The 22,805-nt window shown below is 73.2% G+C and carries 19 protein-coding genes and 1 pseudogene; 14 read left to right on the top strand and 6 right to left on the bottom strand.

Annotated elements, in window-relative coordinates; genetic code table 11:
- Window position 1 precedes the first annotated feature (1 nt).
- The 3 genes from ABT026_RS02705 to ABT026_RS02695 are packed head-to-tail and all read right to left on the bottom strand — an operon-like array spanning window position 2 to window position 2,682.
- Complete coding sequence (locus ABT026_RS02705; RefSeq protein ID WP_351111392.1) at window positions 2–1,090, bottom strand: NAD(P)/FAD-dependent oxidoreductase; 1,089 nt, start codon at window positions 1,088–1,090, stop codon at window positions 2–4.
- Window positions 1,087–1,602, bottom strand: coding sequence for an isoprenylcysteine carboxyl methyltransferase family protein (locus ABT026_RS02700; RefSeq protein ID WP_351111390.1), 516 nt, complete (start codon window positions 1,600–1,602; stop codon window positions 1,087–1,089). Before ABT026_RS02700 ends, ABT026_RS02705 begins: the two co-directional genes overlap by 4 nt.
- 9 nt (window positions 1,603–1,611) lie before the next feature.
- Window positions 1,612–2,682: a type III polyketide synthase gene (locus ABT026_RS02695; RefSeq protein ID WP_351111645.1), complete on the bottom strand. Its 1,071-nt coding sequence runs from the start codon at window positions 2,680–2,682 to the stop codon at window positions 1,612–1,614.
- A 198-nt stretch (window positions 2,683–2,880) separates the two neighbouring features.
- Between ABT026_RS02695 and ABT026_RS02690 the strand changes: the two genes are divergently transcribed.
- The 7 genes from ABT026_RS02690 (at window position 2,881) to ABT026_RS02660 (ending at window position 12,025) form a co-directional block, all read left to right on the top strand.
- Window positions 2,881–3,726: a UbiA family prenyltransferase gene (locus ABT026_RS02690; protein WP_351111388.1), complete on the top strand. Its 846-nt coding sequence runs from the start codon at window positions 2,881–2,883 to the stop codon at window positions 3,724–3,726.
- Window positions 3,727–3,914: 188 nt separating this feature from the next.
- On the top strand, window positions 3,915–4,598 hold the full coding sequence (locus tag ABT026_RS02685) for a response regulator (protein ID WP_351111386.1): 684 nt from the start codon (window positions 3,915–3,917) through the stop codon (window positions 4,596–4,598).
- A 42-nt stretch (window positions 4,599–4,640) separates the two neighbouring features.
- On the top strand, window positions 4,641–7,163 hold the full coding sequence (locus tag ABT026_RS02680) for a sensor histidine kinase (protein WP_351111384.1): 2,523 nt from the start codon (window positions 4,641–4,643) through the stop codon (window positions 7,161–7,163).
- Between the two features lie 237 nt (window positions 7,164–7,400).
- Window positions 7,401–7,490, top strand: coding sequence for a potassium-transporting ATPase subunit F (locus ABT026_RS02675; RefSeq protein ID WP_351111382.1), 90 nt, complete (start codon window positions 7,401–7,403; stop codon window positions 7,488–7,490).
- Between the two features lie 8 nt (window positions 7,491–7,498).
- On the top strand, window positions 7,499–9,160 hold the full coding sequence (gene kdpA / locus ABT026_RS02670) for a potassium-transporting ATPase subunit KdpA (protein ID WP_351111380.1): 1,662 nt from the start codon (window positions 7,499–7,501) through the stop codon (window positions 9,158–9,160).
- 50 nt (window positions 9,161–9,210) lie between these two features.
- Window positions 9,211–11,337, top strand: coding sequence for a potassium-transporting ATPase subunit KdpB (gene kdpB / locus ABT026_RS02665; RefSeq protein ID WP_351111643.1), 2,127 nt, complete (start codon window positions 9,211–9,213; stop codon window positions 11,335–11,337).
- A 19-nt stretch (window positions 11,338–11,356) separates the two neighbouring features.
- Window positions 11,357–12,025 (top strand): potassium-transporting ATPase subunit C, encoded by a 669-nt coding sequence (locus ABT026_RS02660; protein ID WP_351111378.1) that lies wholly within the window; start codon window positions 11,357–11,359, stop codon window positions 12,023–12,025.
- 59 nt (window positions 12,026–12,084) lie between these two features.
- On the opposite strand, the gene ABT026_RS02655 is transcribed toward ABT026_RS02660, so the two are convergent.
- Window positions 12,085–12,591 (bottom strand): TspO/MBR family protein, encoded by a 507-nt coding sequence (locus ABT026_RS02655; RefSeq protein ID WP_351111376.1) that lies wholly within the window; start codon window positions 12,589–12,591, stop codon window positions 12,085–12,087.
- A 193-nt stretch (window positions 12,592–12,784) separates the two neighbouring features.
- On the opposite strand from ABT026_RS02655, the pseudogene ABT026_RS02650 reads away from it, so the two are divergent.
- The 5 genes and pseudogenes from ABT026_RS02650 to ABT026_RS02630 form a co-directional block, all read left to right on the top strand.
- Window positions 12,785–12,984 (top strand): annotated as a pseudogene (locus ABT026_RS02650) (SulP family inorganic anion transporter); the annotation flags it as partial.
- Between the two features lie 55 nt (window positions 12,985–13,039).
- The gene (locus ABT026_RS02645; RefSeq protein ID WP_351111374.1) at window positions 13,040–13,909 is read left to right on the top strand and encodes an LLM class flavin-dependent oxidoreductase; all 870 of its coding nucleotides are present in this window, start codon (window positions 13,040–13,042) and stop codon (window positions 13,907–13,909) included.
- Between the two features lie 89 nt (window positions 13,910–13,998).
- Window positions 13,999–14,487 carry a GNAT family N-acetyltransferase gene (locus ABT026_RS02640; protein WP_351111372.1) on the top strand — a complete coding sequence of 163 codons (489 nt, stop codon included), beginning with the start codon at window positions 13,999–14,001 and terminating at the stop codon, window positions 14,485–14,487.
- A gap of 163 nt (window positions 14,488–14,650) precedes the next feature.
- Window positions 14,651–15,352, top strand: coding sequence for a YciI family protein (locus tag ABT026_RS02635; protein ID WP_351111370.1), 702 nt, complete (start codon window positions 14,651–14,653; stop codon window positions 15,350–15,352).
- A complete protein-coding gene (locus ABT026_RS02630; RefSeq protein WP_351111369.1) occupies window positions 15,349–16,578 on the top strand; it encodes an RNA polymerase sigma factor in 1,230 nt (409 codons plus the stop codon). Before ABT026_RS02635 ends, ABT026_RS02630 begins: the two co-directional genes overlap by 4 nt.
- A 64-nt stretch (window positions 16,579–16,642) precedes the next feature.
- On the opposite strand, the gene ABT026_RS02625 is transcribed toward ABT026_RS02630, so the two are convergent.
- Both ABT026_RS02625 and ABT026_RS02620 read right to left on the bottom strand, forming a co-directional pair.
- Complete coding sequence (locus ABT026_RS02625) at window positions 16,643–18,097, bottom strand: endo-1,4-beta-xylanase (RefSeq protein WP_351111367.1); 1,455 nt, start codon at window positions 18,095–18,097, stop codon at window positions 16,643–16,645.
- Between the two features lie 93 nt (window positions 18,098–18,190).
- A complete protein-coding gene (locus tag ABT026_RS02620; protein ID WP_351111365.1) occupies window positions 18,191–19,156 on the bottom strand; it encodes a glycoside hydrolase family 6 protein in 966 nt (321 codons plus the stop codon).
- 431 nt (window positions 19,157–19,587) lie between these two features.
- On the opposite strand from ABT026_RS02620, the gene ABT026_RS02615 reads away from it, so the two are divergent.
- Together ABT026_RS02615 and ABT026_RS02610 are read left to right on the top strand one after the other, a co-directional pair.
- A complete protein-coding gene (locus ABT026_RS02615) occupies window positions 19,588–20,601 on the top strand; it encodes a LacI family DNA-binding transcriptional regulator (RefSeq protein ID WP_351111363.1) in 1,014 nt (337 codons plus the stop codon).
- Between the two features lie 680 nt (window positions 20,602–21,281).
- Window positions 21,282–22,727, top strand: coding sequence for a non-reducing end alpha-L-arabinofuranosidase family hydrolase (locus tag ABT026_RS02610; RefSeq protein WP_351111361.1), 1,446 nt, complete (start codon window positions 21,282–21,284; stop codon window positions 22,725–22,727).
- Window positions 22,728–22,805 lie beyond the last annotated feature (78 nt).

Raw genomic sequence — 22,805 nt, 5'->3', positions numbered from 1 at the left:
GTCAGCGGGCGGCCGCCTCGCCGTCCCCGTGGCGCATCGGGTCCGGGCCGACGTCGTGGGCCAGGGCGTTCACCGCCGCCGCGAACAGGCGCGGCAGGCGTTCGGCCGTGGGGACGATCAGCGAACCCAGCGCGGGACGGCGGCGCGCCGCCGTCAGCAGCTCCGTCAGGTACCGGTGGCGGCGCGTCGCCCGCTTCCAGTCGCTCTCGTACCGTTCGGGTGTGCCGCGGCACAGGTTGCGCACCAGGGCCTCGGCCCCGGCGAGCGCCAGGAAGACGCCCTCGCCGGTCAGCGCGTCGATGTAGCCCGCCGCGTCGCCGACCAGCAGCACCCGCCCGTGACGCCGGGTGCGGGACCGACGGCGCAGGGGTCCCGCTCCGCGTACCGCGGTGACCGCGGTACGGGGCGGGAGCAGGTCGAGCAGGTGCGGGAAGTCGGCCAGCTGGACGTCGAAGGGCGCACGCCGGCCGGTGAGCAGCGACAGACCGACCAGGCGGCGGCCGAGCGGGGTGACGTAGGCCTCCGCGTGGGGCCCCCAGTGCACCTCGACGGCCGTGGTCCACGGAGCGACGGCGTAGTGGCGGCGCAGCCCGTACCGGGGCGGCGCGCCGGTGCCCACCTCGAGGCCGAGGGAGCGCCGCAGCGGTGAATGCAGGCCGTCGGCGGCGGCCAGCCACCGGGCGCGCAGCCCGCATCCCGGCAGGCTCACGCCGGTCGCGTCCTGGCGCACCTCGCCCACCCGGACCGGCAGCACCGGTACACCGGCGTCGAGGACGGCGCGGTGCAGGACCTCGTGGAGCTCGGTGCGGCGGGCGCCCAGGCCGCCCCCGTCGCGGAAGCACGCGTGGCTGCGGCGGTCGCCCTGCACGTAGCGGATGCCGGTGAGCGGATGCCCCGGCACCCGCAGACCCAGCCGCGCCAGGGCGCGCACCGCCCCGGGCATCAGGCCCTCCCCGCACGCCTTGTCGATGGGGGCCGACCGGGGTTCGGCCACGACGACGTCGAGGCCGGCGCGCGCCGCGTGGAGCGCGGTGGCCAGCCCGGCCGGCCCGCCTCCGGCGACCACCAGGTCGTGGCAGCGGCCGCTCACGCCGGCGCGGCGGAGGCCAGGGCCGCGTTCTCGCAGCGCACCCGAACCGTCAGCAGCAGCGCGTTGGCCGCCGAGAACACCGCCGCGGTCACCCACGCGGAGTGCACCAGGGGGAGTGCGGCGACCTCCATCACGACGACGGCGTAGTTGGGATGGTGCAGGAACCGGTACGGGCCGGTGCGGACCAGGGGCGCGCCGGGCAGGACGACGACCCGGGTGGTCCAGCGGGGTCCGAGGGTGCCGATGCACCACAGGCGCACCGCCTGCGCCAGGAGCACGAGCGCCAGCATCGGCCAGCCCAGGGCGGGCAGGAACGGCCGGTGCAGGAGCAGGGGTTCGGCCAGGCAGCACACGAGCAGGCCCGAGTGGAGCGCGACCATGGCCGGGTAGTGGCCCCGGCCGTGCTCCACCCCGTCACGCGTGCGGGCCCACGCCGCGTTGCGCCGGGTGAGCACCAGTTCGGCCAGCCGCTGGCAGACGGCGGCGAGGAGCAGAAGGGCGTACCAGGGCATGAGTGGTCCTCACCAGCGCAGAAGGACGAGTTCGGAGCAGAAGCCGGGACCCATGGCCATCAGCAGTCCCCAGGAGCCGGGCTCCGGGCGGCCCGCGTCCCGGACGCCCTGGAGGATGTGCAGGGCCGAGGCCGAGGACAGGTTCCCGACCCGGGCCAGTGACGACCACGAGGCGGCGAGAGCGTCCGCGGGCAGGCCGAGCGTCCCGGTCAGCGTGGCCAGGACCTTGGGACCGCCCGGATGGCACACCCAGGTCCCGATGTCGGCGGTGGTCAGCCCCTGTTCGGCGAGGAAGGCGCGCACGCCGTCGCCGAGGTGGTCGCGGACCAGGTCCGGGATCCCCGCGTCGATCACGACACGGAACCCGCCGGCCCCCACGTCCCACCCCAGGAGCCTTTCGGTGCCCGGGTAGAGATGGCTCCGGGCCGCCACGACGGCGGGGCCCGCCGCTCCCGGGGCCGCGGGCCCGGCGCAGGCGCCGCCCCGGGCGACCAGGGCGGCCGCGCCGTCGCCGAAGAGCGCTCCGGCCACCAGGTTGGCCGTCGAGTCGTCGCGCCGCTGCAGGGTCAGGGAACACAGTTCGACGCTGAGCAGTACGGCCGTGTCCTCGGGGTGGCCGCGCAGGTAGTCGTGGATCCGGGCGAGCCCGGCCGCCCCCGCCGCGCACCCCAGGCCGAAGACCGGCAGCCGTTTGACGTCGGGCCGCAGTCCGAGACGGCCCGCCGTCCGGGCGTCGAGCGAGGGAGCGGCGATCCCGGTGATGGACGTGCACAGCAGGAGGTCGACGTCCTCGGGCCGCAGGCCGGCCTGCCGCAGGGCGCCCGCGACGGCCTCCTCGGCCAGCCGTGTGCCCACGGACACCCAGGCGTCGTTGCTCTCCCCGAAGTCGGCGAGCTCGGCGTACCGCTCGATCGGCAGGGCGAGGTGGCGTGTGCGCACGCCGGAGGACCGGTGCAGGCGCCGCAGCAGGGCGCGGTCGGCGCCCGGCGCCAGGCACAGGTCGCCGATCGCCTCGGTGAGGTCCTCCTGCGCGTAGACGTGCGGCGGCAGGACGGTGTGCACACCGGCGACCGTGCTCACCGCGCCCGTCCGGCCGACCGGGCGGGACGCGCCCTCGGAGGAGACGGAAGGGTCGGTGATCGCGGAGACCGGCATGTCGGTGATGTCTTCCACGCGGCGGGTGGCCTATTGCTTCTCCTCGTGACATTCCACCCGTCCGAACCCCTGCCGCCCGCGCCGCCCCCGCCACCCACGACGCCCCCGCCACCCGCGACGCCCTTGCCTCTCGCGCCGCGCCGCACCGCGGCCTGGCGGCTGCTGCTGCGGGCGAGCCACCCGGAGCCCGCCTTCGCCGTGACGGGGTTCGTCACCGCGCTGGCGGTGACGGCCGGCCGCGGGACGGCGGGTTCGGCGGCGGTGGCCGCGGCCGTGTTCGCCGGCCAGTTGTCCGTGGGGTGGTGCAACGACGCGCTCGACGCGGGACGCGACCGGGACTGCGGGCGCCGCGACAAGCCGGTCGCGGCGGGGGAACTGTCGCCCCGGACGGCCGGCCTCGCCGCGGCGGCCGCCCTCGCACTGTGCGTGCCGCTCTCCCTGCTCGGCGGAATCGCCGCCGGCGCGGTCCACCTCGTGGGCGTCGCCTCCGCCTGGGCGTACAACCTGGCGCTGAAACGCACGGTCCTCTCCCCGCTGCCCTACGCCGTGTCCTTCGGGTCACTGCCCGCCTTCGTGACCCTCGGCCTGCCGGACGGCGCCCTGCCCGCCTGGTGGGCGACGGCCGCGGCGGCGCTCCTGGGCGTGGGGGCCCACGTGGCCAACGTCCTGCCCGACATCGAGGACGACCTCGTCGCGGGGGTGCGCGGGCTGCCGCAGCGACTGGGCCGCCCGGTCTGCCGGTGGCTGGCCCCCACCCTGATGCTGACCGCCGTGGGGGTGCTGACCGCGGGACCCGCCGGCCGCGCCGGGCCCTGGGCGTGGGCGCTGGGAGCGACGGCCGCGATCGCCGCCTTCGCCGGCATGGCCGCGCCGGCGGGCACGGGCAGCCGACGGCCGTTCCGCGCGGCGATGGCCGTGGCCGCCGTCGCCGTCCTGCAACTCCTCCTCCGAGGGGCGGACATGACGTGACCCCCCGCCCGCGCCGCGGACGGCACGACGTCCCCACGTCAGTGAAACGTCAAGGTCAGGGCCGGTCTCGTATGGGATGCGTCAAAAACAGCGACTGATGACGGATCCGGGGGTTTGCTGTTCGTCGTCGGGATCGGTGCCTGCCGCACCGCGGCCCGGGAGCGACACAGCGAAGGAGACCCCCACCGATGACCCGGGTACTGGTGGTCGAGGACGACCCGCAGCTCGTGCGGGCCCTGGTGATCAACCTGCGGGCCCGCCGGTACGAGGCCGACGCGGCGCCGGACGGCGTCACCGGGCTGCGCCTGGCGGCCGCCCGCCGGCCCGACGTGGTGATCCTCGACCTCGGGCTCCCCGACATGGAGGGGGCGACGGTCATCGAGGCGCTGCGCGGCTGGACCCGGCTGCCCATCCTGGTCCTGTCGGCGCGGGACGCGTCGGCGGAGAAGGTCGCCGCGCTGGACGCCGGGGCGGACGACTACATCACCAAGCCGTTCAGCATGGACGAACTCCTCGCCCGGCTGCGCGCCGCGGTCCGCCGCAAGGAGGCCGCCCCGCCGGAGTCCGGGACCGCCGTGGTGGAGACCGACGCCTTCAGCGTCGACCTGATGGCCAAGAAGGCCGCCAAGGCAGGCCAGGACGTGCGCCTGACCCCCACCGAGTGGCACCTGCTGGAGATCCTGGTCACCCACCCGGGCCGGCTCGTCGGCCAGCAGCAGCTGCTGCGCGAGGTGTGGGGCGCGTACTCCAGCAGGAAGACGAACTACCTGCGGGTCTACATGGCGCAGCTGCGCCGCAAGCTGGAGGCCGACCCCTCCCGCCCCCGGCACCTGATCACCGAGCCCGGCATGGGCTACCGCTTCGAGCCGTGAGCGGCGAGGGCCCCACGGCCGAGTGAAGAAGGACGGAACGCGATGGCGCGCGGCAAGCTGCGGATCTACCTCGGCGCGGCGCCGGGTGTCGGCAAGACCTACGCGATGCTCTCGGAGGCGCACCGCCGCGTCGAACGCGGCGCCGACTGCGTGGTGGCCCTGGTCGAGCACCACGACCGGCCCCGCACCGAGGTGATGCTGCACGGTCTCGAACGGGTGCCGCGCCGGACCGTCGTGCACCGGGGCGCCGAGTTCACCGAGATGGACCTGGACGCCGTGCTCGCCCGGCGGCCCCGGACCGCCCTGGTCGACGAGCTGGCCCACACCAACGTGCCGGGATCGCGCAACGACAAGCGCTGGCAGGACGTCGAGGAACTGCTCGCGGCCGGCATCGACGTCGTCTCCACGGTCAACATCCAGCACCTGGAGTCGCTGGGCGACGTGGTGGAATCGATCACCGGCGTCCGGCAGCAGGAGACCGTCCCCGACGAGGTGGTCCGCCGGGCCGACCAGATCGAACTGGTGGACATGTCTCCGCAGGCGCTGCGGCGCCGCCTGGCACACGGCAACGTCTACCGGCCGGACAAGGTCGACGCGGCCCTGGCCCACTGGTTCCGCCCCGGCAATCTCACCGCCCTGCGGCAGCTGGCGCTGCTGTGGGTGGCGGACCGGGTCGACGAGTACCTCAACGCCTACCGCAGCGAGCACGAGGTCTCGGCCATCTGGGGCTCGCGCGAGCGGATCGTCGTCGGGCTCACCGGCGGGCCCGAGGGAGCCACCCTGATACGGCGCGCGGTCCGTCTCGCGGAGAAGGGCGCCGGCGGCCAGGTGCTGGCCGTGCACGTGCTGCGCGGCGACGGCCTGATGTCGGCCTCGCCGAAGGAACTGGCGGTGCAGCGCAAGCTCGTCGAGGACCTCGGCGGCACCTTCCACCAGGTGGTGGGCGACGACGTGCCCGCCGCGCTGCTCGCGTTCGCCCGTGGGGCGAACGCCACGCAGATCCTCCTCGGCGTCTCCCGCCGCAGGAGCTGGCAGTACGTGCTGGGCCCCGGCGTGGGGGCCACCGTGGCCAGGGAGTCCGGACCGGACCTGGACGTGCACCTGATCACGCACGACGAGGCGGGCAAGGGCCGCGGCCTGCCCGCGGCCCGCGGCGCCCGGCTGGGCCGCACCCGCATCCTCCTGGGCTGGCTGACCGGCGTCGGCGGCCCTCTGCTTCTCACACCGCTGCTGGCCCGGACCGACGTGTCGCTGGGCCTGGCCAACGACATGCTGCTCCACCTCACCCTGACGGTGGCGGCCGCCCTGCTCGGCGGCCTGCTGCCCGCCCTGGCCTCCGCGGTCGTCGGATCGCTGCTGATCAACTGGTTCTTCACCCCGCCGGTCAGCCGTCTGACCATCGCCGACCCCACCAACATCCTGGCCCTGGCGGTGTTCGTGGTGGTGGCCGTCTCGGTGGCGTCCGTGGTCGACCTCGCGGCCCGGCGTGCCCACCAGGCGGCCCGGCTGCGGGCCGAGGCGGAGATCCTCTCCCACCTGGCCGGCGGCGTGCTGCGCGGGGAGACCGGCCTCCAGGGCCTGCTGGAGCGGGTCCGGGAGACCTTCGGGATGCGCTCGGCGGCCATCCTGGAACGCGAGGACGGGACCTCTCCGTGGATCTTGGCCGGCAGCGTGGGGCCCGACGCGCCCGCCGAGCCGGAGGACGCGGACGTCGACGTGCCGGCCGGCGACCGGATGGCCCTGGTGCTGACCGGGCGGGTGCTGCCCGCCGAGGACCGCCGGGTGCTGGCCGCGTTCGCCGCCCAGGCGGCCGTCGTCCTGGACCGCCGCCGGCTGCGGGAGGAGGCGGACCGGGCGAAGGTGCTGGCCGAGGGCGACCGGATCCGCACCGCCCTGCTGGCCGCGGTCAGCCACGACCTGCGCACCCCGATCGCGGGCGTGAAGGCGGCGGTGACCTCGCTGCGCTCGCCGGACGTCGTCTGGTCCGAGGAGGACCGGGCGGAACTGCTCGCGGGCATCGAGAGCGGCGCCGACCGACTCGACCAGCTCATCGGCAACCTGCTGGACATGTCCCGCCTGCGGACCGGCACCGTGACGCCGCTGATCCGCGCCGTCGACCTGGACGAGGTGGTGCCGATGGCGCTGGAAGGCGTGCCGCGGGCCGAGGTGGACCTGGAGATCCCCGAGTCGCTGCCCATGGTGTCCGTCGACAAGGGTCTGCTGGAGCGAGTGGTCGCCAACGTCGTGGAGAACGCGGTGAAGTACGGCCCGCCCGGCGTCCCCGTGCTGGTGTCGGCCGGCGCGCTCGGCGACCGGGTGGAGGTCCGCGTCGTCGACCGCGGTCCCGGAGTACCCGACGAGGACAAGGAGCGCGTCTTCGCGCCGTTCCAGCGCCACGGCGACGCGCCGCGCGGCAACGGCGTCGGCCTGGGGCTGGCCGTCGCGCGCGGCTTCGCCGAGGCCATGGGCGGCTCCCTGCGGGCCGAGGACACCCCCGGCGGTGGGCTCACGATGGTCCTCGACCTGCCGCGGGCCACCGCCCCGGACCCGGCCGGCCTCCGGTAGGGGCCCGGCGCCCGGCGCGACCGACGGCCCGGCGTCAGGGAGCTGTCAAGGATCGTGCGGCCGCCGTCAGGGGCCCGTCAACGCCCGGCCCACCACGGCTCGCCAGGGGTTTCGCTGAGGAGGTCCACTCCACCGCACCTCATTCCAGGAGCTCACGATGGCCGATGTGGCCTTCGTCGTCACCACGATCGCGGCGTTCACGCTGGTGGTCCTCGTCGCCAAGGGGGTGACGAAGCTGTGACCGCCGAGAACGTCGTCTGCCTGGTCGTGGCCGTCGCCCTGCTGGGCCTTCTCGTCCTGGCCCTCCTCGCCCCGGAGAGGTTCTGACGGCCGCCATGAGTCCCCTTCTCTCCGCAGCGCTCCAACTGCTCGCCCTGGCCGGCGCGCTGGCGCTCGCCTACGTTCCGCTCGGCAACCACATGGCCCGGGTCTACTCCTCGACACGGCACCTCCGGGTCGAGAAGTGGATCTACCGGGGCATCGGCGCCGACCCGGCGGCCGGGATGACCTGGCCCGCCTATCTGCGCGGCGTCCTCGCCTTCTCCGTGGCCGGGGTCTTCCTCCTCTACCTCCTGCAACGGCTTCAAGGTCTCCTGCCGGGCTCGCCGGCGTTCTCCGCGGTCGGGCCGGCGCAGGCGTTCAACACGGCCGTGTCGTTCGTGACCAACACCAACTGGCAGTCGTACTACGGCGAACAGACCATGGGGCACGTCGTGCAGACCGCCGGTCTGGCCGTGCAGAACTTCGTCTCGGCCGCCGTCGGCATGGCCGTCGCGGTCGCCCTCGTCCGGGGGTTCACCCGGTCCGGCACCGGCGAACTGGGCAACTTCTGGGCCGACCTGGTGCGTGGCACCGTGCGGATCCTGGTGCCGCTCGCGGCGGTCGCCGCGGTGGCGCTGGTCGCCTGCGGCGTGATCCAGAACTTCTCCGGCATCCACGAGGTCGGGCAGTTCACCGGCGGCCCGCAGCAGTGGAACGGCGGGGCGGTCGCCTCGCAGGAGGCCGTCAAGGAGCTCGGCACCAACGGCGGCGGCTACTTCAACGCCAACGCCGCGCACCCCTTCGAGAACCCCACGCCGCTCAGCAACCTCCTGGAGATCTTCCTGATCCTGCTGATCCCGTTCTCCCTCACCCGCACCTTCGGCGTGATGGCCGGGTCGGTCCGGCAGGGCTACGCCCTCCTCGCCGCCATGGCCGCACTCTGGGTCGGCTTCAGCGCGCTGATGCTGTGGACCGAGTTCGCGCACCACGGCCCGGCCCTCCAGGCCGCGGGCGCGGCGGCGGAGGGCAAGGAGGTCCGCTTCGGGACCGGCGGCTCGTCGCTCTTCGCCGTGGCCACCACCCTCACCTCCACCGGCGCGGTCAACTCCTTCCACTCCTCCTACACCGGCCTGGGCGGCGGCATCACGCTGCTCGGCATGATGCTGGGCGAGATCGCGCCCGGCGGCGTCGGCTCCGGCCTGTACGGCATGCTCGTGATGGCCGTCATCGCGGTCTTCCTCGCCGGACTCATGGTCGGCCGCACGCCCGAGTACCTGGGCCGGAAGATCGGCGCCCGCGAGATGAAGCTCGCCGCCTGCTACCTGCTGGTCACGCCCACCCTGGTACTCGTCCTCACGGCCGCCTCCCTGGCGCTGCCCACCCCGCCCCACTCGATGCTCAACTCCGGCGCGCACGGCTTCTCCGAGGTCCTGTACGCCTACACCTCGGCCGCCAACAACAACGGATCGGCCTTCGCCGGCCTGAACGCGAACACCGACTGGTTCAACACCACGACCGGACTCACGATGCTGCTCGGCCGCTTCCTGCCGATGGTGTTCGTGCTCGCCCTGGCCGGCTCGCTCGCCGCGCAGCGGCCCGTCCCGGTCACCGCGGGCACCCTGCGCACCGACAAGCCGCTCTTCAGCGGCCTGCTGGTGGGCGCGGTCCTGATCGTCACCGGTCTCACCTACTTCCCGGCCCTCGCGCTCGGGCCGCTCGCCGAAGGGCTCGCGTGATGACCGACCGTCTCGACACCGCCGACCACCTCGACACCGCGGAGAACTCCATGCCCACAGGCACCCGGACCCGGGCGCCGCACGACGGTCCCCCCACCGCTCCCGGTGAACGCCCCGCCGGGCACGGGCCGGCCGGAGGCCGCGTCGCCGCGGGGCACTTCGGCCCCCGGCAGCTGCTCGGGTCCCTCCCGGACGCCTTCCGCAAGCTCGACCCGCGGGTGATGATCAAATCGCCCGTGATGTTCGTGGTGTGGATCGGCTCCGTGCTGACCACCGCCTTCTCCCTCACCGACCCGGGCGACGCGTTCGGCTGGATCATCAGCGGCTGGCTCTGGCTGACCGTCCTCTTCGCCAACCTCGCCGAGGCGGTCGCCGAGGGCCGCGGCAAGGCCCAGGCCGACACCCTGCGCCGGGCCAGGACCGACTCGGTCGCCCGCCGGCTGCGCGCCGACGGCAGCGAGGAACGCGTCCCGGGCACCGACCTCGGGATCGGCGACCTCGTGGTCTGCGAGGCGGGCGACGTCGTCCCCGGGGACGGCGACGTGGTCGAGGGCGTGGCCAGTGTCGACGAGTCGGCGATCACCGGCGAGTCGGCCCCCGTCATCCGCGAGTCCGGCGGCGACCGGTCGGCCGTCACCGGCGGCACCAGGGTGCTGTCCGACCGCATCGTCGTGCGCGTCACCACCCGGCCGGGGGAGACCTTCATCGACCGCATGATCGCCCTGGTCGAGGGCGCCGCGCGGCAGAAGACGCCCAACGAGATCGCGCTGAACATCCTGCTCGCCTCGCTGAGCATCGTCTTCCTGCTCGTCTGCGCCACCCTGCCGGTGTTCGCCCGGTACGCGGGCGCGCACCTGACGCCGGTGGTCCTGGTCGCGCTGCTGGTGTGCCTGATCCCCACCACCATCGGCGCCCTGCTCCCGGCCATCGGGATCGCGGGCATGGACCGCCTGGTGCAGCGCAACGTCCTCGCCCGCTCCGGCCGCGCCGTCGAGGCCGCCGGGGACGTCTCCACCCTGCTCCTCGACAAGACCGGCACCATCACCCTCGGCAACCGCCGGGCCGCCGAGTTCGTGCCCCTGCACGGCGTCACCGAGGCCGAACTCGCCGACGCTGCCCAGCTCTCGTCGCTGGCCGACGAGACGCCCGAGGGACGCTCGGTGGTGGTGCTGGCCAAGGAGCGGTACGGCCTGCGGGAGCGCGGCAAGGGTGAACTGGCGGGAGCCCACTGGGTGGAGTTCACCGCACAGACCCGCATGTCCGGCGTCGACGCCGACGGGCGCCGCATCCGCAAGGGCGCCACCGCCGCCGTGCTCGACTGGGTGCGCGAGCGGGGAGGTCCGGTCGAGTTCGCCGGCGAGGCCGAGCGGATCGCCGACCGGATCGCCCGGGGCGGCGGCACCCCGCTGCTCGTCGCCGTCGAGGACGCCGACGGCGCCCGGGTCCTGGGCGTCGTCCACCTCAAGGACGTGGTCAAGGAAGGGATGCGGGAACGTTTCGCCGAGCTGCGCCGCATGGGCATCCGCACCGTCATGATCACGGGGGACAACCCGCTGACCGCGAAGGCGATCGCCGAGGAGGCAGGGGTCGACGACCATCTCGCCGAGGCCACCCCCGAGGACAAGATGGCCCTCATCCGGCGTGAGCAGGCCGACGGCAAGCTGGTCGCGATGACGGGCGACGGCACCAACGACGCCCCCGCCCTGGCCCAGGCCGACGTCGGCGTCGCGATGAACACCGGCACGTCGGCCGCCAAGGAGGCCGGCAACATGGTCGACCTCGACTCCGACCCGACGAAACTGATCGAGATCGTCGAGATCGGCAAGCAACTCCTCATCACGCGGGGAGCGTTGACGACCTTCTCGGTGGCCAACGACGTGGCGAAGTACTTCGCGATCATCCCCGCGCTGTTCGCCGCCGTGTATCCGGGCCTGGACACCCTCAACGTGATGCGGCTGTCCTCGCCCGACTCGGCGATCCTGTCCGCCGTCGTGTTCAACGCGCTGGTCATCGTCGCGCTGGTACCGCTCGCCCTGAAGGGGGTCCGGTACCGGCCGTTGGGCGCGGACCGCCTGCTGCGCCGCAACCTCGGCGTCTACGGACTGGGCGGCCTCCTGGCGCCGTTCGCCGGCATCAAGGCCGTCGACCTGCTTGTCTCCCTGCTGCCCGGATTCTGACCGGAGGAAGGCTGATCCCATGAACAACACCGTGACCACCACCGCCCGGCTGCTCGGCGCCGGTCTGCGGGCCCTGCTGGTCCTCACCCTGGTGACCGGCGTGCTCTACCCGCTGGCCGTCACCGGCGTCGCCCAGGGGCTCTTCCCGCGGCAGGCGAACGGCTCGCAGGTGGAGGCGGACGGCCGGGTCGTCGGCTCCTCCCTGATCGGGCAGTCCTTCACCCTGCCGCGGGCCGAGGGGCGGCAGACGCCGGAGCCCGACCTCAGGTGGTTCCAGGGGCGTCCCGCGCACGGCCTCGGCACCAACACCCTCAACACCCGGTACCGGCTGCTGCTCTCCGGCGCCACCAACCTGTCCGCCGGCGACGCGGACCTGGTGGCCCAGGTCGAGGCCGCCCAGAAGGCGGTGGTGCGTGACAACTCGGTGCCCGGCCACCCCGTCGCCGCCGCCGACGTCCCCGCGGACGCCGTCACCTCCTCCGGCTCCGGCCTGGACCCGCACATCTCCCCGGCCTACGCGCGGCTTCAGACCCACCGCGTCGCCGCGCGCAACGGCCTGTCGCCGGCCGAGGTGGAGCGGCTGGTGACCGAGCACACCGAGGGGCGGACCCTCGGCTTCGTCGGCGATCCGCGGGTGAACGTCCTCGAACTCAACGTCGCCCTGCGCGCACTGGCGGCGGGCCGCTGACCGGCCGGCCGGAGCCCCGCCCGGGCGGGGCTCCGGCCGGTGTCGCCCCGGGCGGTCCGTCAGGTGTTGGACACCCAGATCGCGAGGTTGAGGGCCGAGGCGAAGGCCACCCACAGCGCGTAGGGGACCAGCAGGAGGCCGGCGGCCCGGCGGTGGCGGGCGAAGAGGACGATCGTGACCACCACGGCCGCCAGGAGGAGACAGATGTCGAGGAAGGCCAGCCCGTACTCCCCGGCGGCGAAGAAGAGCGGCGACCAGGCGAGGTTGAGGAGCAGCTGGACCCACCACCAGGTCATGGCGGCGCGGGTGGACCCGCGAGGGTTCCGGAGCACCAGCCATGCCGCGACGGCGATGGTGCCGTACAGCACGGTCCACACGGGGCCGAACAGCCATCCGGGCGGGGCCCAGGCCGGCCGGTCCAGCGCCCGGTAGGTCTCTCCCGAGTCCCCGGTGGCCAGCGCGCCGAGTGCGGCGACGGCGTAGCAGACGACGAGGAGGCCCAGCAGGACGGGCCACCGTGCTCCTTCCCGTCGGCGCGCGGGCTCTGCGGATCCTGCGTTCGGCACGGGCACTCCTTTCCTCGGCGGCGACGACACCGTGCGGGTGCCCGTAAGGGCGCCGGTGATGTGGTCGTGGAGCCCAGCCTGCGGGCGCGGAGCGAGCGGGCGACGACGGCGCGCCGCGGCGCGGCGGGCCGGCGGAAACGGTCCCGCACGGTGGGCGGGGTGGGGGTAGGGAGCTGCGGGCCGGCACGGCCGGGCCGCGGCGATCGCCCACCTCGCCGGCGTCACCGCCGTGACCGACCCCGACGGCAGCACCGTGTCTACCGGCTCACCGGCGCGCTGTTCTTCGCCTCGTCCAACGACCTGGTCGGCCGGTTCGACCACGCCGGCGACCCGGACAGGGTCGTCATCGACCTCGGAGCCGCCCACATCGGGGACGCCTCCTCCGTCGCCGCCCCGGGCAGCGCGAAAGCCGTTGCCCGGGAAGGCGCGGCCGGTCCACCATGCCGGAATGCGTTTTTCGATCAACATCCCGAACTTCGGCGACTTCGCCGACCCCCGCAACGTGGCGACCGTGGCGGCGGCGGCCGAGCAGTCCGGGTGGGACGGGCTCTTCGTCTGGGACCACGTCCACTACCGGACCTACTCGGGGCGGCCCTTCGGGGACGCGTGGATGCTGCTGACCGCGGCCGCGCTCGCGACGTCGCGGATCCGGCTGGGGACGCTGCTCACTCCGGTGGCCCGCTACAAGCCGCAGCAACTCGCACGGCAGGTGGCCACCTTGGACCACCTCAGCGGAGGCAGGGTCGTCTTCGCGGCGGGGCTGGGCGGGCCGGTCGAGGACGAGTACGGCAGCTTCGGTGACACCACCGACCGCCGGGTGCTCGCCGAACGGCTCGACGAGGGACTGGAGTTGCTCGGGCGGTTCTGGACGGGCGAGACCGTCGACCATCAGGGCCGGCACTACCGGGCACGGAAGGTGAGCCTGACGCCCGCCACGGTCCAGCGGCCCCGGCCGCCGGTGTGGATCGGTGGCTTCTGGCCGAACCGCGCGCCCATGCGACGGGCCGCGCGGTGGGACGGCGCGGTCCCGCTGTTCGAGAACGCGCCGCACGGTCACCCGCCGGACCGCGAGGAGGTGCGGGAGCTGCTCGCCTACGTGCGCGGCCATCGGGAAGGCGGCGCACGGCGCCCCTTCGACCTCGTCGTCGGCGGTGCCACGCCGGCGGACGCCGCCCGGACCAAGGACGTGATCGGTCCGCTGCGCGACGCAGGCGCCACCTGGTGGGACGAACGGCAACTCGATCCCGGCCCCGACGTGGAACGCCTGGCCCCCGTGCTGCGACGCATCGAGGCGGGGCCGCCCGCGCTCGACCGGTAACCGTCCCGCAGCCCCGCGAACCGACCGCCGCGCCGCCCCGGCCCGCCCCGGGGGAGCGAGGCCACTCCCCGGTGCGGAATACTCCTCGGATGGGTTCACGCACGTCACGGGGCGGCCGGCCGGTCACGATCCGCAGGGCTGTCGCGGGGGACGCCAGACGGCTCACCCGGCTCGTGCGGGGATCGGGCGCGTACGAGGGGCAGTACGCGGCCGCGGTCGCGGGCTACCGGGTCGGTCCCGACTACATCGAGGCCCACCGCGTGTTCGTCGCCGTCGGAGGCGACGACGACGGAGGGCGGGTCCTCGGGTTCTACTCGCTGGTCCTCGCTCCACCGGAACTGGATCTGCTGTTCGTCGCCGACGAGGCGCAAGGACGGGGCATCGGACGCCTGCTCGTCGCGCACATGGAGGCGGAGGCCCGTGCCGCCGGGCTGGACCGGGTCGAGGTGGTGTCCCACCCTCCCGCCGAGGACTTCTACCGCCTCGTCGGCGCGGTGCGGACCGGGACGGCACCGGCGAACCCGCCCGCCGTGCCGTGGGACCGTCCCGTCCTCGAGTTCCGCATCTTCACGGAATGACGAGGGGTGCCGGCGAGCTCGAGCCGTCGGCTGCCTCGGGGACGGGGCGAGGGTGGGGGCGGAGGGGTGCGAGGAAGATTTCCTCGAAGAAACATCGGCCGCACTGTCGGATCCGGCGGAACCTCTTCGTCGTCCTCATGAGACGTTCGGAAGGAGAACGGTCATGAAGTACGTGTTGTTCGTCGCCACCGACCCCGCCGGGGAACCGACCGACGAGAGCCCGGAGGCATGGGTCGAGAAGTGGAACGGCCGCGGCGTCCGCGCGGAGGGGATGCCGCTCAGGCCCGTCGACGAGACCAGGACGGTCCGCGTCCGCGGCGACCGCGTACTGGTCACCGACGGCCCGTTCGCCGAGACGAACGAGTGGATCGCCGGATACGACCTCATCGAGGCCGCCGACCTCGACGAGGCGATCGAGGTCGCCGCCTCGCACCCGATGGCGACCGGCGGACGCATCGAGATCCGGCCGGTCGCACCGCTCGACCTCGGCCCGGGCACCGGGAACGTCCCGCACGAGGGTGACGTGCCCGTCGCGCGCTTCCTCGGGATCCTCCGGACCGACCCCGCCGCGCCGCCCTTCACCCCCGACCCGGCCGCAGTGGCCCACTGGGTCCTCGACGGCATCGCCTCCGGCCGCTACCTCGGCGGCGAGCACCTGCGTCCCGTCCACGACGCCACCCTCGTGCGCCGCCGTGCGGGGGAACTGCTGGTCACCGACGGGGCGTACGCGGACGTGCCGGAGTGGGTGTCGGGCATCGTGTTCATCGACGGCGAGTGGGAGGAAGCGGTCGACTACCTGGCCCGCTGTCCCATGGCACGGGCAGGGACCGCCGAGCTGCGCGAGTTCTGGACGGACCTCACGTGACCACCGGTCCGTCGGAGGTCCGGGCGGCGCTGGCCGAGGCGTACCGCGGCGAGTGGGGCGTCGTCTTCGGCACGATCGTGCGCCTGACCGGCGACTGGGAACTGGCCGAGGACTGCGCCCAGGAGGCGTTCGCCCGCGCCCTGCCCGCCTGGGAGCGGGACGGGGTGCCACGGAAACCGGGAGCGTGGCTGGTGGCCGCGGCCCGGAACCGCGCCCTCGACGTGCTGCGCCGGCGGACGACCGAACACGGAAAGCTCGCCGAGGCCGCCGCGCTGGAGGCGGCCCGCGAACCGGGACCGCCCGGGGACGAGAGGCTGCGGCTGGTGTTCACCTGCTGTCACCCGGCGCTCCCCGTCGAAGGCCGGGTGGCACTGACCCTGCGGGCGGTCGGAGGCCTCACCACACGCGAGATCGCCCGCGCCTTCCTGGTCGCCGAGGACACCGTCTCGCAGCGGATCCTGCGGGCGAAGCGCAAGATCGCGGCCGCGGGGATCCCCTACCGGGTGCCGCCGCCCGGGGCACGCGCGGAGCGGCTGGGCGGGGTGCTCGCCGTCATCTACCTCGTCTTCACCGAGGGGTACGCGCCCAGCGACGGCAACACCACCCGCGACGCCCTCGCCGAGGAGGCGATCCGGCTCGCCCGGCTCGTCGCCGCCGAGGCACCGGAGGAACCGGAGGCGCGGGGCCTGCTCGCGCTGCTCCTGCTCCAGCACTCCCGGCGCGCTGCCCGGCTCGACGAGGACGGCGGCCTGGTCACGCTGGAGCACCAGGACCGGACACTGTGGGACCGGGCGCTCGTGGCCGAGGGCGTGGCCCTCGCCGGCGAGGCGCTGCCGGCGGGCGGCGCCTACGCGCTCCAGGCGGCGATCGCCGCGCAGCACGCCCTCGCCCCGGTCGCCGCCGCCACCGACTGGGGGAGGATCGTCGGTCTGTACGACCGGCTCGCGGCCCTCAGCCCCAATCCGGTGGTCGCGCTCAACCGCGCGGTCGCCGTCGGGATGCGCGACGGTCCGCAGGCCCAGCTGGACGCCGTCGAGGCCCTGGGAACGCCCAAGGAGCTGGCCGGCAACCACGCCCTGCCGGCCGTCCGCGCCGACGCGCTGCGCCGCCTCGGTCGTCCGGGCGACGCGGCGCGGATGTACCGGGCGGCGGAGAGTGCCGCTCCGAACACGGCGATCGCCCGCGAATACGCCCGCCGGGCAGCCGCGTTGGACGGGGGAGAGTGACGACGCCCCGATGGGGCCCCCGGGCGTCCGGGGGCCCCACCGGAGTGCGTCCGTCGCGGGCCCGTCAGGTGCGGGTCCAGCGCTGGTTGCTGCCGCCCGAGCAGGAGTAGAGCTGGATCAGGGTGCCGTTGCCGGTTCCGGCGCCGACGGCGTCGAGGCAGAGACCGGACTGGACGCCGACGATCGATCCGTCGGAGTTCAGGCGCCACTTCTGGTTGTCGCCGCCCCAGCAGGAGTAGATCTGGACCTTGGCGCCGTTGCCGGTGCCTCCGGCGTCCAGGCACTTGTTGCCGTAGACCCTGAGCTCACCGGCCGCGGTGGACGACCACTGCTGGTTGGTACCGTTGTTGCAGTCCCACAGCTGGACCTGGGTCCCGTCCGTGGTGCTCGCGTTGGGCACGTCGAGGCAGCGGCCCGAGGCCACGCCCTTGACCTGACCGGCGCCCGAGGGCTGCGTCGGCGTCGGCGTGGGGTCGGGGTTGGAGGTGCCGCTGTTCAGCGCGTTGAGGACGGCGGTGTAGGCGGCCTTCTTGCTGCCGTCGTTGTTGAACAGCAGCGGGGTGTCCCCGGACCGCCAGGAGTCGCTGTCGCGCACACCCCAGACGGTGATGCCGAGGCAGCGCGACACGGCCAGGCAGTCGTTGACCACGGCGGCGTAGGTCGTGGACGAGGCGCCCTGGATGTCCAGTTCGGTGATCGCCACGTCGACGCCGAGGGCCGCGAAGTTCTGCAGCGTGGTGCGGAAGTTGCTGTTGTAGGGGCTGCCGCTGTTGAAGTGCGACTGGAAGCCCACGCAGTCGATCGGCACGCCGCGCTGCTTGAAGTCCTTGACCATGTTGTACATGGCCTGGGTCTTGGCCCAGGTCCAGTTCTCGACGTTGTAGTCGTTGTAGCAGAGCTTGGCGGCCGGGTCGGCGGCCCGCGCGGTGCGGAAGGCCACCTCGATCCAGTCGTTCCCGGTGCGCTGCAGGTTGGAGTCGCGCCGCGCTCCCGAACTACCGTCCTGGAAGGCCTCGTTCACGACGTCCCACTGGGCGATCTTGCCCTTGTAGTGGCCCATCACGCCGTTGATGTGGTCGATCATCGCCTGGCGCAGCGTGCTGCCACTGAGGTTCTGCATCCAGCTCGGCTGCTGGGAGTGCCACGCCAGGGTGTGGCCGCGCACCTGCTTGCCGTTCTGCGTGGCCCAGTTGAAGACGCGGTCTGCGGAGGTGAAGTTGAACTGACCGCGCTGAGGCTCGGTCGCATCGATCTTCATCTCGTTCTCGGCCGTCACCGAGTTGAACTCGCGGTTGGCGATCGTGGTGTACGTCGAGTCGCTCAGCCGGCCCGAGGCGATCGCGGTGCCGAAGTACCGGCCGCTCTGCTTCGCCGCCGCGCCGAGGGTGCTCTCGGCGGCGCGCGCCTCGGGCGGTCCGATCAGGGCGAGGGACGCGCCGAGGACGCCGACGAGCAGCGCCAGTAACAGGCTGCGCATCCTCCGGTGGACGAAGGGTCGGGGAAGGGCGTAGGAGCCCATGGTTGTACCTCCAGGGGGGTGGACATCTGGGGAGGTGTTGCGGTGAGAGGGGGCGCGCCGTCCGACGGGGCCGGCCGTGCCATGCTCTCCGGATCAGTAGCCGTAGATCGTCTTGTAGGCGACCTCGGGGAGGAACTGGCCGGCCGAGGAGCCGGATCCGACACCGCAGTTGCCGTCGGACTCGCCCGGCGTCTTGATCCACAGCAGCATCTCGGCGCCGCCGCCGAGGCGGGTGGGCGTGCCGATCCGGCGGCCGGACGGGTTGCACCACTGGCCGTTGGAGCCGTTGCCGTTGCGGCTGGTGTCCACCACGAACGGCTTGGTGTAGCCGTAGCGGGAGCTCAGCGCGCTGTTGACGGCGTTGGCGTAGGCCGTGTTCTGCGCCGTGGTGAAGTAGTTGGAGACGTTCAGCGAGAAGCCGTGGGCCTGCCGGAGACCGGCCTCGTGGAGACGGCGGGCCATCGTCGCCGCATCGGTCCAGCCCGGGTTGCCCGCGTCGAGGTAGGCCCAGGTGTTGGGGGCCTGGCGGCTGAACTCGGAGAGGGCGCCGGTGAGCATGGCCTCGCGCTCGTCGATCTGGGCCTGCGTCATGCACCCGTAGTCCCCGAGGGAGTCCGGTTCCAGGATGACGACGGCGGGGCGACTGCCGATGCCCCCGGCGAACTGGGCTATCCAGCTCGCGTAGGCGGAGGGCGAGGAGGCCCCGCCCGCGGAGTGTCCGCCGCAGTAGTCGCGGTTGTAGATGTTGTAGGCGACGAGGACGGGCAGCTTGTCCCGGCTGTCCGCGGCGCCCGCGAACGCCCCCGTGGCCGTGCCGATGGTGCCGCTCCAGGAGCCGAACCAACGGGCCATGGGGGTGTTGGCTATCGAGGAGTTGATCGCCGCCGCCCGGCCGTCGCCGGGGTTCGCGGCGGTCCACCGCTTGGCGCTGGAGTCGGGGTCCACGTAGAACCCGCTGGTCAGGGTGGTCGGATCGGCCGCGTGGGCGGACGGGGCGGCGGCGAGCGCGAGCGGCAGGGCGGAGAACGCTGCCAGCAGGGTGCGGAATCTGCGGCGCATGTCGGTACCTCGTTTTCCTGGCAGTGACGCGCCGCCGGCCTCGTCCCGAGCGTGCGACGCGCTGAAGGAAGTGCGGTGGTGCGGCGTCCCCGCGCGGTGCCGGTCCTCCGTGGGGGCGACACAGGCAGGAGTCGAACACGACCTCGGGGGAGCGCTCCCATACTGGAAGCGCTTCCAGCCCGGAGGTTCAGGGGGATGCCATCGGTAAGGTTGTGGCGTTCCGCTTGTGCTGTCAAGAGTCAGGGAGAGAGCGGCACTCTTACCGTCGGTAAGGCGCCGTATCTGTCTGGAAGCGCTCCCAGTTCTGTCCTGGGAGCACCCTCACGGCCGTCCTGACGTCGTCGTCCGGGCCGGGCCGACCCCTGCCGGGGGGAGGCGACGTCATGGGCGAGGATGGACGCCGTCGGGTCGACAGGGGAGGAACGCGTTCCATGGCACAGGATGCGCCGCGCCGGCAGCCGACGCTCGACGAGGTGGCCGAACTGGCAGGCGTGTCCCGCTCGGTGGCCTCACGCGCGCTCAACAACGCCCCGCACGTCAGCCGGGTCAAGCGCGAGGCGGTCGCGCGGGCCGTGCGCCGCCTCGGGTACGTGCCCAACTCGACCGCCCGGGCGCTGGCCACCCGGCAGACGGGGGCGGCCGCCCTGGTCGTCTCCGGGGAGGACCCGTCGATCTTCGCCGACCCGTTCTTCGCCCAGGTGATCGTCGGGGCGTCGGCCGCCCTGGAGGAGGCGGACCTGCACCTGATGCTCTGTCTGGCCGCCTCCGACCGGGGCCGCAGGAGGGTGGAGGAGCTCCTCCGCTCCAACGGCGCGGACGGCGTGATGCTGATGGCGCTCCGCGAGGACGATCCGCTCGCCCGGATGGCCGAAAGGGCGACGATGCCTGTCGTGTTCGGCGGACGGCCGGTCGGCTCGGTACCGCGCTGGTACGTGGACGTCGACAACGCGGGAGGCGCGCGGGAGGCGACCGAGTACCTGATCTCGCTCGGCCGGAGGCGGGTGGCCGCGCTCTGCGGGCGGCTGGACACCGAAGCCGGTCGCGCCCGGTACCGCGGGTACCGGGGCGCGGTGCTGGCCGCCGGCCTCGACCCGTTCCCGCCCCGCGCGGGGGACTTCACCGAGAGCAGCGGCGCCGCCGCCATGACCGCGCTGCTCGCCGACCGCCCGGACGTCGACGCGGTGTTCGCGGCCAACGACAACATGGGCGTGGGGGCGCTGCGCGCGTTGCGTGAGGCCGGCCGAAGGGTCCCGGACGACGTCGCCGTGGTGGGCTTCGACGACCTGGCGGTCGCGCAGGTCTCGGATCCGCCGCTCACCACCGTGCACCAGCCCATACAGGCCCTCGGGCGGGAGACGGCGCGGATGCTCGCCGCCCTCGTCAACGGGCAGGACCCGTCGGCGCTGATCCTGCCGACCCGGCTGGTCATCCGCGCCAGCGCCTGAGGGCGGTCCCCGGAGCGCGAAGCCACGGCTCGGGCTCCCGGACCTGCGGATTCCGTGTTAGCGGTAACAACTCACCCCGACAGTCGCGTTAGCTGCCGAGTCCGCCGAAGCGTGCCGCACGGCTGGGCGAGGCCGGGTGCGGCCGAGTGGAGTGGTCGGAGAACCGGCCCGTGGGCTACCCGCACCCGCCCGGGCATCCGGGCGGCGCCTGGATCGGTGCTCCGCAGGAGCAGGTAAGCACTGGTAGACGCCGTGAAGTGGTGTGCCCAGGGCGGGTGGAGAGGTGATGTCCGCCGACCCTCACCCGCGACGGCGGGCGCGCTGTGGTTCTCGGACCGTCCGTGATTTCCGCTGCACGAGCCTGGCTTCCCGGCGGTGTTAGCGGTAACAATCAACGGCGTCACAGTCCCATCCGTTCCACCTCGCTTGATGGCACTCGACCCCCTTCGGGGGGTGGGGCACGGTGTGCATTGAGTTCGAGGTCCGGCGCAGGCCGGTGCGTTTCTCGGGCACGAGGAGCCGCCGGGTTGCGCCGGTCCGTTCACGGTCCCGCGGGGCCGGGGAGGCCGCACGGCCTGACCCGGACCCGACGGACCGCCGACGCACAGCACCACATCGACAGTCCGGACGGTCCCCCCACGGGTCGGGCCGGAACCCTTTGCCCAAGACGAGGAAGTCTCATGAGCAGAGAGAATCTCCCCCGCAGGCATCTGTCCGCGGTGTTCTCCGCCGCGGTCGCGGTGCTCGCCGCGCTGGCGGCGATGCTGGTGGCCCAGCCGGCTCAGGCCGCATCCACCGGCGCACTGCGCCACCTACCGTCCAACCGGTGTCTGGACCTGCCGAGCTCCAACACCGCCAACGGCACGTACCTGCACCTGTGGGACTGCAACGGGCAGTCCAACCAGCAGTGGACGCTGACCGACAGCAACCAGCTGACCGTGATGGGCAGGTGCCTGGACGTCCCGGGCAGCTCCACCACGGCCGGTGTCCAGTTGCAGATCTACGCCTGCAGCGGCGGCGCGAACCAGCAGTGGCGGGTGAACTCCGACGGCACGATCGTCGGCGTGCAGTCCGGCCTGTGCCTGGACGCGAAGGACAACGGCACGGCCAACGGCACGAGGATCCAGCTGTGGACGTGCACCGGCCAGAACAACCAGAAGTGGAGCGGCCTGACCGCCGGCGGCGGGTCCACCCCGACGACGCCTCCGCCGACAGGCGGCTCGTGCTCGCTTCCGTCGTCGTACCGGTGGTCCTCGACGGGCGCGCTGGCGCAGCCGAAGAACGGGTGGGTCTCGCTGAAGGACTTCACCGCGGTGAAGCACAACGGCAAGTACCTGGTCTACGGGTCGTACTCGACGGGCTCCTCCTACGGCTCGATGGCCTTCAGCCCGTTCACCAACCCGTCCGACATGGCGTCGGCCGGCCAGAACGGCATGAGCCAGGCGGCCGTGGCGCCGACGCTCTTCTACTTCGCGCCGAAGAACATCTGGGTGCTGGCCTACCAGTGGGGCTCCGCGGCCTTCATGTACCGCACGTCCAGCGACCCCACCAACGTCAACGGCTGGTCCTCGCCGCAGGCGCTGTTCACCGGCAGCATCTCGGGCTCCGACACCGGTCCGATCGACCAGACGCTGATCGCCGACGGCCAGAACATGTACCTGTTCTTCGCCGGTGACAACGGCAAGATCTACCGGGCGAGCATGCCGATCGGGAACTTCCCCGGCAACTTCGGCTCCTCGTACACGACGGTCATGAGCGACACCAAGGCCAACCTGTTCGAGGCCGTCCAGGTGTACAAGGTGCAGGGCCAGAACCAGTACCTGATGATCGTCGAGGCCATGGGCGCCAACGGCCGTTACTTCCGCTCCTTCACGTCCTCCAGCCTGAGCGGGTCGTGGACCCCGCAGGCGGCGAGCGAGAGCAACCCCTTCGCGGGCAAGGCCAACAGCGGCGCCACCTGGACCAACGACATCAGCCACGGCGACCTGGTCCGCTCCAACCCCGACCAGACCATGACCATCGACCCCTGCAACCTCCAGCTCCTCTACCAGGGCAAGGCCCCGAACTCGGGAGGCGACTACAACGCCCTCCCGTACCGGCCGGGCATCCTCACCCTCCAGCGCTGACGCACACCACGTGAGGAACCCCGGCCGCACTGCGGCCGGGGTTCCTCCGCTGCGTGCGGCGAGGAGGTCCCGGGAGGG

It is taken from the genome of Streptomyces sp. NPDC002734, assembly GCF_040295685.1.
GTDB lineage: Bacteria > Actinomycetota > Actinomycetes > Streptomycetales > Streptomycetaceae > Streptomyces.
Note: the sequence above shows the minus strand (reverse complement) of the source record. Positions and strands in the feature narration are given on the sequence as shown.